The organism is Paenibacillus sp. FSL M7-0802 (assembly GCF_038004945.1).
Lineage (GTDB): Bacteria > Bacillota > Bacilli > Paenibacillales > Paenibacillaceae > Paenibacillus > Paenibacillus polymyxa_B.
On the sequence record NZ_JBBOSD010000001.1, the window covers coordinates 4,366,124 to 4,382,284 of the forward strand.

At 48.2% G+C, this 16,161-nt stretch carries 12 protein-coding genes; 10 read left to right on the plus strand and 2 right to left on the minus strand.

All coding sequences use genetic code 11. The annotated features are described in order from the left end of the window. The first annotated feature begins 191 nt into the window (after window positions 1-191). From MHB54_RS20140 to ptsP, 10 genes are all read left to right on the plus strand, one after another. Window positions 192-1,370: a galactokinase gene (locus MHB54_RS20140; RefSeq protein ID WP_264454660.1), complete on the plus strand. Its 1,179-nt coding sequence runs from the start codon at window positions 192-194 to the stop codon at window positions 1,368-1,370. A gap of 1 nt (window position 1,371) precedes the next feature. Continuing rightward, complete coding sequence (gene galE / locus MHB54_RS20145; protein WP_264454661.1) at window positions 1,372-2,361, plus strand: UDP-glucose 4-epimerase GalE; 990 nt, start codon at window positions 1,372-1,374, stop codon at window positions 2,359-2,361. 17 nt (window positions 2,362-2,378) lie between these two features. Next, window positions 2,379-4,022, plus strand: a complete 1,644-nt coding sequence (locus MHB54_RS20150; protein WP_053325948.1) for a UDP-glucose--hexose-1-phosphate uridylyltransferase — start codon at window positions 2,379-2,381, stop codon at window positions 4,020-4,022. A 184-nt stretch (window positions 4,023-4,206) separates the two neighbouring features. Beyond that, window positions 4,207-5,370: an iron-containing alcohol dehydrogenase gene (locus tag MHB54_RS20155; RefSeq protein ID WP_023989885.1), complete on the plus strand. Its 1,164-nt coding sequence runs from the start codon at window positions 4,207-4,209 to the stop codon at window positions 5,368-5,370. A gap of 174 nt (window positions 5,371-5,544) precedes the next feature. Then, window positions 5,545-6,063: a membrane protease regulatory membrane protein gene (locus MHB54_RS20160; protein ID WP_023989884.1), complete on the plus strand. Its 519-nt coding sequence runs from the start codon at window positions 5,545-5,547 to the stop codon at window positions 6,061-6,063. A 48-nt stretch (window positions 6,064-6,111) separates the two neighbouring features. Next, on the plus strand, window positions 6,112-7,647 hold the full coding sequence (locus MHB54_RS20165; RefSeq protein ID WP_028542452.1) for a flotillin family protein: 1,536 nt from the start codon (window positions 6,112-6,114) through the stop codon (window positions 7,645-7,647). 190 nt (window positions 7,648-7,837) lie between these two features. Then, window positions 7,838-8,698, plus strand: a complete 861-nt coding sequence (gene glcT / locus MHB54_RS20170) for a glucose PTS transporter transcription antiterminator GlcT (protein WP_023989882.1) — start codon at window positions 7,838-7,840, stop codon at window positions 8,696-8,698. A gap of 252 nt (window positions 8,699-8,950) precedes the next feature. Further along, the gene (ptsG, locus tag MHB54_RS20175) at window positions 8,951-10,996 is read left to right on the plus strand and encodes a glucose-specific PTS transporter subunit IIBC (RefSeq protein WP_023989881.1); all 2,046 of its coding nucleotides are present in this window, start codon (window positions 8,951-8,953) and stop codon (window positions 10,994-10,996) included. A gap of 110 nt (window positions 10,997-11,106) precedes the next feature. Then, window positions 11,107-11,382 carry an HPr family phosphocarrier protein gene (locus MHB54_RS20180; protein ID WP_013372579.1) on the plus strand — a complete coding sequence of 92 codons (276 nt, stop codon included), beginning with the start codon at window positions 11,107-11,109 and terminating at the stop codon, window positions 11,380-11,382. Next, window positions 11,375-13,087: a phosphoenolpyruvate--protein phosphotransferase gene (ptsP, locus tag MHB54_RS20185; protein WP_023989880.1), complete on the plus strand. Its 1,713-nt coding sequence runs from the start codon at window positions 11,375-11,377 to the stop codon at window positions 13,085-13,087. The genes MHB54_RS20180 and ptsP overlap by 8 nt, the downstream gene beginning before the upstream one ends. 119 nt (window positions 13,088-13,206) lie before the next feature. On the opposite strand, the gene gcvPB is transcribed toward ptsP, so the two are convergent. Continuing rightward, entirely contained in the window at window positions 13,207-14,703 is a 1,497-nt protein-coding gene (gcvPB, locus tag MHB54_RS20190) for an aminomethyl-transferring glycine dehydrogenase subunit GcvPB (RefSeq protein WP_319640936.1), read from the minus strand. Then, window positions 14,700-16,055 (minus strand): aminomethyl-transferring glycine dehydrogenase subunit GcvPA, encoded by a 1,356-nt coding sequence (gcvPA, locus tag MHB54_RS20195; protein WP_028542454.1) that lies wholly within the window; start codon window positions 16,053-16,055, stop codon window positions 14,700-14,702. Before gcvPA ends, gcvPB begins: the two co-directional genes overlap by 4 nt. Window positions 16,056-16,161 lie beyond the last annotated feature (106 nt).

Genomic DNA, 16,161 nt, shown 5'->3' on the forward strand with positions numbered 1-16,161 from the left:
TGGTTTAGCGGATGCGGTATACTTACATTGTACATATCCAAGTCACATTTATCCATAGCTTAAACACATGGATGCATTACATCGTGTGACGCTTTCATTTATACTGAAATCATAAGAGATGTCAACCTGATTAAGATGTTACAGGGAAATCAGGAGGGCCTTTACTAACGGTATATGAGGTGGATGCGGATATGAACTCTACTGAATTAAAGAAACATTTTATTGAAAAATATGGTGAAAGCAGCAATGAACTGCGGATATTTCATGCACCTGGACGTGTCAATCTGATTGGAGAGCATATCGACTATAACGGTGGTTATGTACTCCCGGCTGCGCTGGAATTCGGAACGACGCTAATCCTTCGTGCGCGCAATGATGATGAAATTCATTTTGCTTCAACAAACCTGTCGTATGAAGTATCTATCTCCCGCGGAGAAATAGGTAAAACAAAAACGGATGAGTGGGTGGACTATCCGGTGGGTGTGCTGGTGGAGCTAGCTGATAAGGGAGTTTATCCGTCTAACGGATATGATCTGCTCTTTCACGGAGAAATACCCAATGGTGCTGGATTATCCTCCTCAGCCTCCATTGAGGTTGTTACAGGATACGCGTTCCTCACGATCGAAAAACAGAAAACAGATACGGTCGAAATCGCTTTGTTGTCCCAGCGGGCAGAAAACAATTATGTTGGTGTCAATTGCGGCATTATGGACCAGTTCGCTGTAGCGAACGGAGCAGCTGATCATGCAATTCTACTGATGTGCGATACGTTGGATTACCGTAAAGTGCCATTCCGCACGGGGGCTTATAAGCTCGTGATCGGCAATACAAACAAGCGTCGCGGTTTGGTGGACTCAGCCTATAACGAGCGTCGTAGTCAATGTGCCGAAGCACTGTCCATTTTGCAGCAGCAGGAACCGTCACTGGAATACCTCGCTCAGCTGGATGAGGCGCGTTTCGGAGAGCTTCAGCATCACATCGCGGACGAAACAGTGCGTCGGCGGGCACAGCATGTGGTGGAGGAAAACGCTCGTGTGTTGGCCTCTGTTGATGCTCTCGCGGCGAATGAACTTGCAGCTTTTGGTCAGTTAATGAATGCTTCTCATGATTCATTACGCGATTTGTATGAGGTCAGCTGCACGGAGCTGGACGTCATGGTTGAAGAAGCACGGCGCATTCCTGGCACGCTGGGTGCTCGTATGACAGGAGCCGGATTTGGAGGTTGTACGGTTTCATTGGTTCATGAGAACGATGTGGAACGTTTTGTGAAGGAAGTCGGCGAAGCTTATCAGACCCGCACAGGGCTGGAAGCCAGCTTTTATGTATGCAAGGCAGGAGACGGAGTTAAAGAACTGAAGGAGGACGAATAACATGGCCATTTTAGTCACAGGTGGAGCTGGATATATCGGTTCACATACCGTAGCAGAATTGTTGGATCTGGGAGAAGAAGTTGTGGTTCTGGATAATTTGCAAACCGGGCACAAAGCAGCATTGCTTGGAGGCAAGTTGTATGAAGGGGATTTGAGGGATAAAGAACTACTGTCCAAACTGTTCTCTGAAAATAGTATCGACGCAGTTATCCATTTTGCAGCCAACTCGCTGGTTGGAGAAAGTATGCAAAATCCTGGTAAATATTATGACAACAATGTATTTGGCACGCTGAGCTTGCTGGAGGCAATGAAGGATGCTGGAGTGCGCCGAATCGTGTTTTCCTCTACTGCGGCTACCTACGGCGAACCGGAAAAGGTACCGATTGAAGAGGGTGACCGTACAGAGCCAACCAACGTGTATGGTGAAACAAAGCTGATGATGGAGCGCATGATGTCGTGGTTTGACAAAGTTTTAGGCATCAAATATGTGTCTTTACGGTATTTTAATGCGGCTGGTGCGCATGAGAGCGGCAAGATCGGTGAAGATCACCGACCAGAAAGCCATCTGATCCCGTTGGTGCTCCAGACAGCCTTGAAACAGCGTCCACACATCGCTGTGTTTGGTGAGGATTATGCGACACCTGACGGCACGTGTATTCGGGATTACATTCACGTGAGTGACCTGGCGGATGCTCATGTGCGTGCAGTAAATTACTTGCGCGAAGGCAATGACAGCAACGTATTCAACTTGGGCAATGGACAGGGCTTCTCTGTGAAAGAAGTTATTGAGACGGCACGCAAGGTCACTGGACTCGACATTCCAGTTGTTACAGAGCCACGCCGCGCAGGCGATCCAGCGATATTGGTTGCATCTTCTGACAAGGCTCGTTCGGTGTTGGGCTGGAGTCCAGCACGTACCCAACTAGAGGATATTATTAGCGGAGCATGGGGATGGCATCAGTCGCACCCTCACGGCTACGGCGACGAATAGACGGGAGACGATGACATATGAGCGAGCGCCAATCCGCAGATAAAGGCCAAGGCCGGGAACTTTCCCGGCATCTGGCCCATGACATCGACGAAACTGTGCAGCAATCGGCTCTATATGCGGTGGAGCAACTGGTTGCATTCGCACAAAACAAGGGCTTGATCGGTCCGCAAGATACAGATTACAGCCGTAATCTGCTGTTGGAGCAGTTTGGGTTTTCGGAGCCTTATTCAGGTGGGGAAGCAGGGGGCGTTATGGCCCCCGAAGCTCTCCAGCCTGTGCTTAATGTATTGATAGATTATGGTTTTGCCATAGGACTTATCCCTGAAAACACAGATACGTATCGTGATTTGCTGGATTCCAAAATCATGGGACTGTTGATGGCAAGACCGTCTGAAGTCATCCGTGACTTTCATCAAACGGAGACTGAACGAGGCATAGAGGCGGCGACAGATGCTTTTTATCAATTATCCATCGATTCGAACTACATCCGAATGGATCGGGTCGCCAGCAATGTGTACTGGAATCAGTCGACATCTTACGGAGATATGGAAATCACGATTAATTTGTCCAAGCCAGAAAAAAGTCCCAAGGAAATTGCGATGGCGAAGCTTTTGCCGCCGCCTGTTTATCCCAAGTGTCAATTATGCCGTGAAAACGTCGGATATGCAGGAAGAGTAAATCATCCGTCCCGTCAAAATTTGCGCATTATTCCGGTGGAATTGAATGGGGAACCGTGGTTTTTTCAATATTCACCCTATGTGTATTACAACGAGCACTGCATTGTGTTCCATCATGATCATGTACCGATGAAGCTTACGAAGGATACACTGCGCCGATTGCTAGCCTTTACGAAAGCGTTTCCGCATTATTTTATTGGCTCCAATGCGGATCTGCCGATTGTTGGCGGATCGATCCTGACCCATGATCATTTTCAGGGTGGTCGTCATACATTCCCAATTGAAAAAGCGGGTGTGGACGGCATATACCATAATGAATCGTTCCCGCAGGTTTCAGCGGGGATTGTAAACTGGCCGATGTCGGTCATCCGTTTTACGTCAACAGATGCCGAGGCGCTGTTGGAAGCGGGAAATGCTGCTTTTGAAGCCTGGAAAGTTTATAGTGATCCTGTAGCTGATGTCCTCTCTCATACAGAGCAGGAAGGGGAAACGATTCCGCATAATACCGTGACGCCGATTGTGCGCCGTGATGCCGAAGGCAGGTACCAGATGGATCTCGTACTGCGTAACAACCGAACGAGTGAAGAGTATCCGGAAGGTATTTTCCATCCTCACCGCGAGATGCATCACATCAAGAAGGAAAATATCGGTCTGATCGAAGTTATGGGACTTGCCATATTACCGGGGCGGCTCAAGGATGAACTGGATGGAATTGCAGATATTTTGTGTGGGGATGACAAGCTGGCTGTGGCTATGCAGCAGGAAGGACATCCACTGTTTAAGCATGCAGACTGGATTTATCAGTTAAACACCCGGTTCGGTCGTTTGCCTGACAAGGAGACGGCTGTTCGTACCGTACAAAATGAGGTTGGACTGAAATTCAGTGAAATTTTAGAGCATGCAGGAGTGTATAAACGAAATCCGTCCGGTCATCAGGCCTTTGGTCGTTTTATGAAACAATTGGGATATACTTTGGGAGAATAAAATTGCTTGCGCAGCACATAATACTCTACGAGAACCCTCCCAAGATATGACATGGAACCATGCTCCTCAAGGAGTGTGGTTTTTTTCTGAAAATAAAGCAGATTTGTTTCCTGTAACCGAAAAGGTTATAATAGAGTAGTTTCTTAACATTAAACTTTAGAACTATTGGAGGCGAGCGTTTGCGATGAAAGCATTCGAATTTTATAATCCTACACAATTGATCTTCGGTAAAGGACAATTGGAGGCTCTCAAGCGTGAAGTTCCTAAATATGGTAAACGTGTACTGCTTGTATATGGCGGCGGCAGCATTAAGCGCAGCGGTTTGTACGATAATGTAATAAGTTTGCTTGGTGAAATCGGTGCAGAGGTAACGGAACTGGCTGGCGTAGAACCGAATCCTCGCTTATCTACAGTACATAAAGGCGTTGAATTGTGTAAAACACATCAAATCGACCTCGTTCTGGCTGTAGGCGGTGGTAGTGTGCTGGATTGCTCCAAAGCCATTGCTGTTGGTGCAAAATATGATGGCGACATGTGGGATTTTGCAGAGCGTAAAGCGGCACCACAGGCAGCATTGCCACTAGGTACGGTTTTGACCATGGCAGCTACCGGCTCTGAAATGAATGCGGGTTCTGTTATTACAAATGAAAAAACACAGGAAAAATTGGGCTGGGGCAGCGTATTTGCGTTCCCTGCGTTTTCTATTCTTGATCCGGTGAACACATACTCACTGCCACAAAATCAAACCGTTTACGGAATCGTAGATATGATGTCACATACGCTGGAGCATTATTTCCATTTGGAATCCAATACTCCGGTCCAACTTGGCTGGTGCGAAACGATTTTGCGTACGGTCATGGATGCGGCTCCAGGTCTGGTCAACGATCTGGAAAACTACGAGCTGCGTGAAACGATTATGTATTGTGGTACGATGGCGCTGAACGGCTTCCTGAACATGGGGCTGACAGGTGACTGGGCTACTCACAATATCGAACATGCGGTGTCTGCTGTTTATGATATTCCACATGGTGGAGGACTGGCTATTCTGTTCCCGAACTGGATGAAACACAATTTGCATGTGAAGCCTGAACGCTTCAAGCAACTGGCGGTCAATGTGTTCCATGTGAAACCAGAAGGCAAGAGTGATGAAGAAGTGGCGTTGGAAGGTATTCAGGCGTTGCGTGATTTCTGGAACTCGATTGGTGCACCAAGCCGTCTGGCTGATTACGATATTGATGCGTCCAAAATCGATGTTATGGCTGATAAAGCTGTGAAATTCGGGTCTTTTGGTGGCTTTAACAAGCTCAATCGGGAAGATGTAGTCGAAATTTACAAAGCATCCCTGTAAACCGACATTTGTATCATTTTAAGCACGTTTGTGCGTCATTAGACGTACGAACGTGCTTTTTTGGGGTTAATTTGGGATATTAGAGGAAAATTTTGAAACTTTTTAAGGTTGAATACGTAAACATAGTTATAGACTGGAAACCAGACTGAAAAGGTACATGGAAGGAGGAGTCGCATGGAAACCATATTTTGGTGGTTACTCGCAGGGGGCGCTATCTTTACCGTGGTCAGTGTGCTGATTGGAGATGTACTCGGTGGTTGGCTGGATGGTGCATTGGAGCTACCGGGCCTCGATTGGTTCAGACCTGTCGTTTTACTTGGAGCCATGACCGCTTTTGGCGGAGCTGGAGTACTGCTGACAAAGTATACCGGGCTGAGCATGGGGTGGGTCGTCGTGCTTGCTCTAGGGATTGCGTTTGTCATCGGAATACTCGTGTTCTTTGCGTTTATCAAACCCATGGCGAATTCGGAGGTATCCAGCGGCTTCTCCATGCGTGAGCTGACTGGCCGGATCGGTGAGGTCACCATTCCTGTACCTGAGGTTGGTTACGGGGAGGTTATGATCCGCTTGGGTGCAGGCAACACCATACATACAGCATCTAGCTTCGATCACAAACCGCTTGCTGCGGGAACCCGTATCGTCGTGGTTGAGGTCGCAGAGGGCGTCGTCCGCGTAGCGTACCTGGACACATAGACGGCGCATTCGCTTAACTTGAAGGGAGCGTGATCGGGAGTGTCAAATTTGCAAGATATTGTGTTGGTCCCTGGGATTGTTGTCATCGTTATCGTTATATTAGGGATCGCTTTTTGGGCCCGTTACAAAACGGTAGGGCCGGATGAAGGAATGATCGTGACGGGTTCTTTTCTAGGAAATAAAAATATTTCCGAGGATGACTCTGGACGAAAAATTAAAATTGTACGCGGCGGGGGGGCCTTCATTTGGCCTATTTTTCAGCAGTCCGAATTCATCTCTCTGTTGTCCCATAAACTGGACGTAACCACACCGGAAGTGTATACGGAGCAAGGAGTTCCCGTGATTGCGGATGGTGTGGCGATCATCAAGGTCGGCAGTTCTATTGAGGATGTGGCTACAGCAGCCGAGCAGTTCATCGGGAAGCCACTGGAGGCTCTTAGAGGAGAGGCTCAGGAAGTGCTGGAGGGACATTTGCGCGCAATCCTCGGTTCGATGACAGTGGAAGAAGTTTATCGTAATCGGGATCGGTTTGCGCAGGAAGTACAGGGTGTGGCTGCTCGTGATCTGAAAAAGATGGGCTTGCAAATCGTTTCATTCACCATCAAAGATGTGCGTGATAAGCACGGATATCTGGATGCGCTTGGTAAGCCGAGAATTGCCGCTGTGAAACGGGATGCTGAGATTGCAGAAGCCGAGGCTGTGCGGGATGCCCGGATTCAGAAGGCGCGTGCGGAACAGGAAGGCCAGAAGGCCGAACTGCTGCGGGATACCAACATTGCGGAGGCAGCCAAGGAGAAGGAACTGAAAGTGGCTTCGTTTAAGAAAGAACAGGATACAGCGAAGGCAGAAGCCGATCAGGCTTATCACATTCAGGAGGCCCGTGCCAAGCAGACTGCTGTCGAGGAGCAGATGAAGGTCGAGCTGGTGCGCAAAGAACGGGAAATTGATCTTCAATCCAAGGAAATACAGGTACGTGAAAAGCAATATGATGCGGAAGTGAAAAAGAAGGCAGAAGCTGATCGGTATGCGGTCGAGCAAGCGGCGGAAGCAGATAAATCGCGTAAAATGCGTGAGGCTGAATCGCTGCAATACTCGATTGAGACACAGGCTAAAGCGTCAGCTGAACAAAAACGTCTAAACGGGCAAGCAGAAGCGGATGCCGAACGCGCCAAAGGTACGGCAGACGCAGATGTCATCCGTTTGCGTGGACTTGCAGAAGCGGAGGCCAAGGAAAAACTGGCGGAGGCGTTCCAGAAGTTTGGAGAGGCCGCCGTGCTCGATATTATCGTAAAAATGTTGCCTGATCTGGCTGGACGTATTGCCGAACCGATTGCGTCCATTGATAAACTCACCGTAGTTGATACGGGAAAAGGAGAGGGAGCAGCGCGTGTCAGCAATTATGTCACCGAACTGATGGCTACGGCACCTGAGATGCTGAAGAGTGTATCCGGCATTGATGTGGAGCAGTTAATCAAGGGGCTGACGACTGGGAAAAAAGGCCTTCATTCCGTGCCGTCCTCCGGTGAAGGGAATAAGCAGCATCTTCCAGCCTCGGTGGAGGCAGCACTAACAGATAAAGAATAACGGTAAGTCTTTAGGGAGCATCTACCCCTAACCAAAAGACCGCTTTTCATCACAGCATTTCCCGGCAATGTGATGAAAAGCGTTTTCTTTTTATTGACCTTTAGCCGAATATTTGGTACTTTAACGTGGATTCCTCTGAGCTTCATGCTATAATTCTTAGGATCAAGGTTCTGATAAAAGAGGTGCGGATGTGAGCAGCCTAAAAGTGGCCAAAGCGCTGAATAACAATGTGATTATAGGGATGCATCCCGAGCATGATGAGGTTGTTGTGATTGGAAAAGGAATCGGTTTCAATCGCAGACCCGGTGATCTTATGCCGTTGGATTCAGTTGAAAAATTATTTATATTAAAAAGCCATGAAGAACAGGAGCAATACAAACGGTTGCTTCCTGAGCTGGATGAAAAGCTCATTGAGGTCATCGGTGAGGTACTTCATCTTGTTCAGCTTCAAGCAAAGAAGCCTCTAAATGAGCACATACTGATTGCTTTAACTGACCATATCGCTTTTTCCATCAACCGTCATAAACAGGGAATTACGATTCATAATCCGTTTTTGTATGAGACTAGGGAAATATATCCTCAGGAATACAAGATGGCTGAGCAGGCTGTTGCTCTAATCAGGGATAAGATGGATGTAGATCTGGGAGAAGATGAAATCGGATTCGTGGCCCTGCATATTTATAGCGCCATGACAAACCAGCATATCTCCGAGGTGAGGAAGGATTCTCGTCTGATTGCGGATATGGTTCAGGTTGTCGAGACCACACTGGATTATCGTATTCCTCTCCAATCTCTTGATTATTCTCGACTGCTGACTCATCTGAGGTTTGCGATTGAACGTGTGCGCCGGGGAGAAATTGTGCAGGAGATTTATCGATTGGACAAGCTTTTGAATGAGGAGTACCCGGAAATGTATATGCTGGCCTGGAAGCTCACGAAAATTATGGAAAAAAGACTCCGTAAATCTGTGTATCCAGCTGAGGTTAGTTATTTGACAATGCATCTGCAGCGGTTGTCCCAACGCAAAGAGCAGGGGGAGCAACAAAAGTGATAAAACCGGAATAAAAAAGTATTGCCTCGCATTTAGCGGGGTGCTATAATCAATTTTGCAATGAGGAAGACAACAACTGAACATTAAACGTGTTACTGATTCGATCAGGCATGAGTTGTTTTAAGTTATGATTGTTTACAGCCTACTGGGGCAAGCTATATCCCAAGGTTGTTTTCAAACATACTTAAATCGGCTCATGCCTTTTTTGTTGTTTTGCCTCTGTTCTAAATTTCAGAGAAGGATGTGGAAGGTATGTTTAAAAAGCTTTTCGGCGTTTTACAGCGTGTCGGTAAAGCATTAATGCTTCCTGTAGCGATTTTGCCAGCTGCGGGGCTTTTATTGGGTATCGGTAACATGCTGGTCAATCCTGATTTTCTCCAGTACATTCCGGCATTAAATGCGGGCTGGGTTCAATCGGTAGCGACGATCATGATGAATGCCGGACAAATCGTTTTTGATAATCTGGCACTGTTGTTCGCAGTCGGCGTAGCCGTCGGTCTGGCGGGCGGTGAGGGTGTAGCAGGTTTGGCTGCCATCATCGGTTACCTCGTTATGAACATTACTCTGGGTACAGCCGTGGGTGTCACACCTGGTCTGATTGCTCAAAAAATACCGGGTTATGCAAACGTGTTGGGGATTCCAACGCTTCAAACCGGGGTGTTCGGCGGGATAATCATCGGTATACTGGCCGCGGCCATGTACAACCGCTTTTTCAAAATTGAGCTTCCATCGTATCTGGGCTTTTTCGCGGGTAAGCGTTTCGTTCCAATTGCAACGGCGGTATCCTCACTGATTGTCGGACTTGCACTGGTTCTGATCTGGCCTCCAGTTCAACAAGGACTTAACGCAGTATCTCACTTTATGGTGTATTCCAACCCGACTTTGTCGGCGTTCCTGTTCGGTGTTATCGAACGCGCGCTGATTCCATTTGGTTTGCATCACATCTGGTATTCACCGTTCTGGTTTGAGTTTGGTGAATATGTTAACAAGGCAGGTCAAACCGTTCACGGTGACCAGCAGATCTTCTTCAGCCAGCTTCGCGACGGAGTGGCGTTGACAGCAAGTACGTTCCAAGTGGGTAAATTCCCATTCATGATGTTCGGTTTGCCGGCAGCAGCGCTTGCAATGTACCATGAAGCAAGACCAGAACACAAAAAATATGTAGCAGGTATTATGGGTTCAGCAGCATTGACTTCGTTCTTGACAGGTATTACGGAGCCACTGGAATTTTCCTTCCTGTTCGTAGCTCCACTGCTGTTTGCAGTACACTGTATATTCGCAGGTCTGTCATTTATGACCATGCAAATTTTACATGTCAAAATCGGTATGACCTTCTCAGGCGGATTTATTGACTTCCTGATTTTCGGGATTATTCCAACCCGTACGCCTTGGTGGTATGTAATTATCGTCGGTCTGATTTTGGCAGTTATTTACTACTTCGGATTCCGGTTCATCATACGGAAGTTCAACTTGAAAACACCAGGACGTGAAGAAGCTACAGATAATGTGGATGGCGCAGCAGTCGGTAGTAGTGATGAGCTCCCGCACAACATTTTGGCAGCTTTCGGTGGTTCATCGAATATCAAGCATCTGGATGCTTGTATCACACGTCTTCGGATCGAGGTTAATGAGAAATCGAACGTTGACAAAGCTCGTCTGAAACAACTTGGCGCATCGGGTGTCCTTGAAGTCGGTAACAACGTACAGGCAATTTTCGGTACACGTTCCGACACCATTAAATCTCAAATGGCTGATATCATGGCTGGACGTACACCTGCACCAGCTCCGGCGCAACCTGCTCCACAAGAGGAGAAGGAAGCTGGAGAAGAACAACAAACCATTATTGTAGAAGATATTGTAATGCCTGTTAACGGCGAATTGGTTGATATCTCGACGGTTCCCGATCCGGTATTTGCAGAACGTATGACAGGTGACGGTTTTGCGGTCGTGCCAAATGATGGAACGATTGTGTCCCCTGTTTATGGTAAAGTATTCAATGTATTCCCAAGCAAGCATGCGATTGGTATTCAATCCGATGGCGGTAAAGAAGTGCTTGTTCATATCGGGGTGAATACTGTGAAGCTTAAAGGCCAAGGATTTGACGTTTTGGTGAACGAAGGCGATCTTGTGTCAGCTGGCCAGCCTATTATGAAAGTAGACCTGGAATACGTGAAGGCAAACGCTAAATCCATCATCTCACCTGTCATTTTTACTAACCTTCCAGAAGGTTCTTCGGTAACTTTAAACAAAACTGGAGTATTGAAGGCTGGCGAAGATGGTATAATTACGATAAAATAAACTCTATGTGTTTCGGATTAGTTGATTAGGCGGCTTAGGCCGTCTGATCAATGATCTGGTATACTGCGTGTAAACAAATATTATCTTTAGGAAAGTGGGAGGAACAAATTATGCAAACAACTTTTAGAATTACGGATGAAGACGGTATCCATGCACGTCCTGCAACTGCGCTGGTAAATACAGCTAACAAATTCAGCGGTGCTGAATCTTTTGCCGAAGCTAACGGTAAAAAAGTAACTTTGAAATCCATTCTGGGTGTATTGTCCCTGGGTCTGGAACAAGGCGATACTATTAACATTATCTGCGAAGGCGCTGAAGCTGCCGAAGCACTGAAAGCTCTTGAAAATGTAATCGTTAACGAAGGGCTGGGCGAAGTTCATGCTTAAAATTTCCGGGATTGCCGCTTCGGCAGGCATAGCCATTGCCCGGGCGTTTATCTTGGAGCATCCGAATTACGCTGTAGAGAGACGCGCGGTTGGTGATGTTGAAGCTGAAATCGCGAGATTGGATGCGGCTTTGGCACAATCTCAAACCGAATTGGAATCGATTAAGGAGAAAACGCTTCAGGAGCTGGGAGAGAAAAAAGCAGAAATTTTTGCATCTCACCTGCTCATCCTGAATGATCCTGAATTGATCGATCCGGTTAAAGCTAAAATCAGAGACGAGCAGCTTAATGCTGACTATGCTTTGAATGAAGTAGCTACACAGTTCATTTCCATGTTTGAAAACATGAAAAGTGCCTATTTGCAAGAACGCGCATCGGACATGCGTGACGTAACCAAGCGGATCCTGAATCACCTGCTTGGTGTTCATTTTGTTAGTCCTGCAGAAATTGCCGAAGAAACGATTGTGCTTGCAGAAGATTTGACACCTTCCGACACAGCTCAGCTGAACCGTGAATTTGTTAAAGGTTTTGCAACGAACATCGGCGGACGTACTTCGCATTCGGCTATTATGGCTCGCTCACTTGAAATTCCTGCAGTTGTGGGAACGAAAAATATATTGTCTCAAGCTAAAAGCGGTGATTTGATTATCGTTGATGGTTTGGATGGTCACGTATTCGTGAACCCTACCGAAGAGATTGTTGCGGAATACCGTGCTAAACAGGTGGCATACGACAAGCAACGCGAAGAGTGGCGTAAGCTGCGCGGCGAAGCTACGGTTTCTGTCGATGGTGTCCATGTCGAACTGGCAGCCAATATTGGTACGCCTAATGATGTAGCTGGTGTTCTGGACAACGGTGGTGAAGGCGTTGGCTTGTACCGTACGGAGTTCTTGTACATGGGACGCGATAAGCTTCCATCCGAAGAAGTACAGTATACGGCGTACAAAACCGTTCTGGAAAGAATGGAAGGTAAACCGGTTGTAGTCCGTACTTTGGATATCGGTGGCGACAAAGAACTTCCTTATCTGGACCTGCCAAAAGAAATGAATCCGTTCCTTGGATTCCGTGCTATTCGTCTGTGTCTGGATCGCCAGGATATTTTCCGCACTCAATTGCGTGCTTTGTTGCGTGCGAGTGTGCATGGTAACCTGCGCATCATGTTCCCAATGATTGCTACGCTGAACGAATTCCGTGAAGCTAAAGCTGTTTTGTTGGAAGAAAAGGAAAAGTTGGTAACCGAGGGTGTATCCGTATCTGAAGAAATTCAGCTGGGCATCATGGTAGAAATTCCTTCTACAGCGGTATTGGCTGACCAATTCGCAAAAGAAGTGGATTTCTTCAGTATCGGTACAAACGATCTGATTCAATACACAATGGCAGCGGATCGCATGAACGAGCGGGTTTCTTACCTGTATCAACCATACAATCCATCCATTCTGCGTCTGGTGAAAATGGTTATTGATGCCGCTCACCGTGAAGGACGTTGGGTTGGTATGTGTGGCGAAATGGCAGGAGATACAACAGCAATTCCGTTGCTGCTGGGTCTGGGACTTGATGAGTTCAGTATGAGCGCAACTTCCATTCTGCCAGCACGTAGTCAAATCTCCAAGTTGTCCCGTGCGGACATGGAAAAACTGGCTACAAAAGCTCTGGACATGCAAACAGCAGAACAGGTTGTTGAATTGGTTCAAAGCATCGAAGGTTAAGGAAGGGTATTACATTTCAAAGGTTATATCTTTTTCCAACAAAAAAATTGCTGTGTACATACAGCAGCCGGTATCTAATAGATACCGGCTTTTTTGCATGCTTTAAGTAGAATTTGTTTTTAACTGCATGAGCAATTCAGTACAGGTTTGCGAGCTGCGGTAGTTTCGTCCAATCGTGTGACTGGAGTAGTATATGGTGCATTGAGCACCAGCTCAGGGTTCTCTTCTGCTTCCCGCGCAATATGAATCATAGTGTCAACAAAAGCATCAAGTGTCTCCTTACTTTCCGTCTCCGTGGGCTCGATCATGATGCACTCCTCTACATTCAGAGGGAAGTAAATTGTAGGCGGATGGTAGCCGAAATCAAGCAGCCGTTTGGCTACATCAAGCGTACGCACTCCAAATTTTTTCAAGCCTCGCCCTGACATGACAAATTCGTGTTTGCAATGTCCAGGGTAGGGCAGGTCAAAATGTGGAGCGAGCCGATGCATCATGTAATTGGCATTGAGCACAGCGCATTCCGATACACGCTTTAAGCCGTCAGGACCGTAGCTACGGATATAGGCATAGGCACGAACGAGAATACCGAAGTTACCGTAAAAGGCTTTAACCCGTCCAATAGAATCTCCCTGTTCCCGGTCCCAGTGGTACACCCCCTGCGGATCCCGTACGACAAGCGGCTTGGGCAAATAAGGGATGAGCCGTTGCTTTACGCCGACAGGCCCAGCGCCGGGGCCGCCGCCTCCGTGCGGGGTACTCATCGTTTTGTGCAAATTGAGATGCACTACATCGAAGCCCATATCTCCGGGACGGGTAATCCCCATGATGGCGTTGGAGTTTGCCCCGTCATAGTAAACCAGACCACCCGCTTCATGCACGATGGCAGCAATGTCAGTGATTTGCTTCTCGAACAGCCCAAGCGTGTTCGGATTGGTCAGCATGAGCGCCGCGGTGTCGTTGCCTACGGCTTGACGTAACGCATCCAGATCCACCAGCCCCTCAGGGGTGGAGGGAAGGGTGACTGTTTCGAAGCCCGCGACGGTTGCGCTGGCGGGGTTCGTTCCGTGCGAGGAATCCGGCACGAGCACCTTGGTACGTCGCTCACCACGTGCTTCGTGGTATGAGCGAATCATCATCAGCCCGGTCCATTCGCCATGGGCGCCCGCGGCGGGCTGAAGCGTGACGGCATCCATGCCAGTTAACGCAGCCAAATCATTTTGGAGCGTATACAGCAGCTCCATGGCACCCTGGATGCTCTCCTCGGGCTGATATGGATGGATTTTGGCGAAGCCTGTATATCGGGCGACATCCTCATTCACTTTCGGATTGTATTTCATCGTACAGGAGCCGAGCGGATAAAATCCGTTGTCCACGCCGAAATTGCGCCGGGACAAGGCAGTATAATGCCGAATAACGTCTACTTCGTATACCTCGGGTAATGCCGCAGGTTCGCTGCGCAGCGCATAATCTGGCAAAAGCTCTGCCACCGGGCGACGGGGAACGTCGCACTCGGGAAGGGAATAGGCGATGCGACCCGGACGGCTCAATTCAAAAATGAGCGCTTGATCGTGTTCCTTCAACAGCCCTTGTTTCTGATCCTGTCCGGTGTGTGTCATAGCAATCCCCCCAAGGTGTGTACAAATTGGTCAATCTCTTCTTTGGTCCTTTGCTCCGTCACGGCAATCAACATGTGACCAGCAAGTTCCTCATAGTCCCGGCCCAAATCGTAGCCAGCGATAAATCCAGCAGCTAGCAGCTCGGCCTGGAGTTTGCTCATATCCGTACCCTCAGGCAGTCTAAGGGCAAACTCATTAAAGGTTGGTGCGTTAAACGAGGCAGTTACGCCCTTCAAGCTCAGCAATTGCTCTAAAGCATAACGGCTTTTATGCAAATTTAGCTCGGCTACTTCCTTGATCCCCTGTCTACCCATGACAGACAAGTATACAGATGCAGATAAAGCTAGCAACGCTTGGTTGGAGCAAATGTTAGAGGTGGCCTTTTCGCGGCGGATATGCTGTTCCCGCGCTTGCAAGGTCAGCACGAAGCCGCGTTTACCGTTGCGGTCTGTGGTCTGACCCACAATACGGCCGGGGATACGGCGCATATGGGCCTGAGAAACGGCAAAGTATCCACAGGTCGGACCGCCGAGAGAAGAGGAGATGCCAAGTGGCTGCGCATCTCCTACCACAATATCCGCGCCCTGTTTGCCGGGTGTTTCCAGCAAGCCAAGTGCTAGTGGATTGGCACTGACGACCAAAAGACCTTTGTGCGCATGGATGAGGTCAGCCATCGGCTTCAGGTTTTCCACGGCTCCGAAAAAGTTGGGGCTTTGGACCAAAACAGCCGCGGTCTGTTCCGATACGGCTGCCGCTAGCGCATCAGCATCCGTTACGCCGTCCGAACAGCCGATCTCCACGATGTCCAAATCCAATCCGCGTGCATAGGCTGCCAATACCTGACGTGCCTCCGGATGGACGGACCTTGATACGATAAGCTGTTTACGGCGGGTAGCTGCGGCGGACAGTGAGCCCGCTTCCGCCAGTGCAGTCGCTCCGTCGTACATGCTGGCATTAGCTACAGCCATGCCCGTCAATTCGCAAATATACGACTGAAACTCGAAAATGGCTTGTAGCTCGCCTTGGCTTACTTCCGGCTGATAGGGGGTGTAGGCTGTATAGAATTCCGAGCGTGAAGTGATGTGCTGGATGACGGACGGAATATGATGATCATAAATTCCTGCGCCAAGGAAGCTGGCATGTGTGTCTGTATTGGCGTTGTGTCCGGCCAGCTCGGCCAAGTGGCGGGTTAAGGCTTTCTCATCGAGTCGAGAAGAGAGAGGCAGTTCCCCTTGATATCGAATGGCCTCTGGAATGTCACTGAATAAATCATCAATAGATGATACACCCACCACACGCAGCATTTCGGTTTGATCCTGTTCAGTCATAGGGAGATAACGATGCTGCTTCATAGGTTCTGACTCCTTTCGAAAAGCAAGATTTTAGATCGTAAATTAGCTAATAAAAAAGTGTGTGAGATGAAAAACCCAGAAGTTCATATCTGACATATTTGCTTTA

What these genes read in the sequence shown, in the direction of transcription:
- galE (WP_264454661.1), top strand. Translation starts at nt 1,372, where the DNA reads ATGGCCATTTTAGTCACAGGTGGAGCTGGATATATCGGTTCACATACC.
- MHB54_RS20150 (WP_053325948.1), top strand. Translation starts at nt 2,379, where the DNA reads ATGAGCGAGCGCCAATCCGCAGATAAAGGCCAAGGCCGGGAACTTTCC.
- MHB54_RS20180 (WP_013372579.1), top strand. Translation starts at nt 11,107, where the DNA reads ATGCAAACAACTTTTAGAATTACGGATGAAGACGGTATCCATGCACGT.
- MHB54_RS20160 (WP_023989884.1), top strand. Translation starts at nt 5,545, where the DNA reads ATGGAAACCATATTTTGGTGGTTACTCGCAGGGGGCGCTATCTTTACC.
- ptsG (WP_023989881.1), top strand. Translation starts at nt 8,951, where the DNA reads ATGTTTAAAAAGCTTTTCGGCGTTTTACAGCGTGTCGGTAAAGCATTA.
- MHB54_RS20155 (WP_023989885.1), top strand. Translation starts at nt 4,207, where the DNA reads ATGAAAGCATTCGAATTTTATAATCCTACACAATTGATCTTCGGTAAA.
- ptsP (WP_023989880.1), top strand. Translation starts at nt 11,375, where the DNA reads ATGCTTAAAATTTCCGGGATTGCCGCTTCGGCAGGCATAGCCATTGCC.
- gcvPA (WP_028542454.1), bottom strand. Translation starts at nt 16,055, where the DNA reads ATGAAGCAGCATCGTTATCTCCCTATGACTGAACAGGATCAAACCGAA.
- MHB54_RS20140 (WP_264454660.1), top strand. Translation starts at nt 192, where the DNA reads ATGAACTCTACTGAATTAAAGAAACATTTTATTGAAAAATATGGTGAA.
- gcvPB (WP_319640936.1), bottom strand. Translation starts at nt 14,703, where the DNA reads ATGACACACACCGGACAGGATCAGAAACAAGGGCTGTTGAAGGAACAC.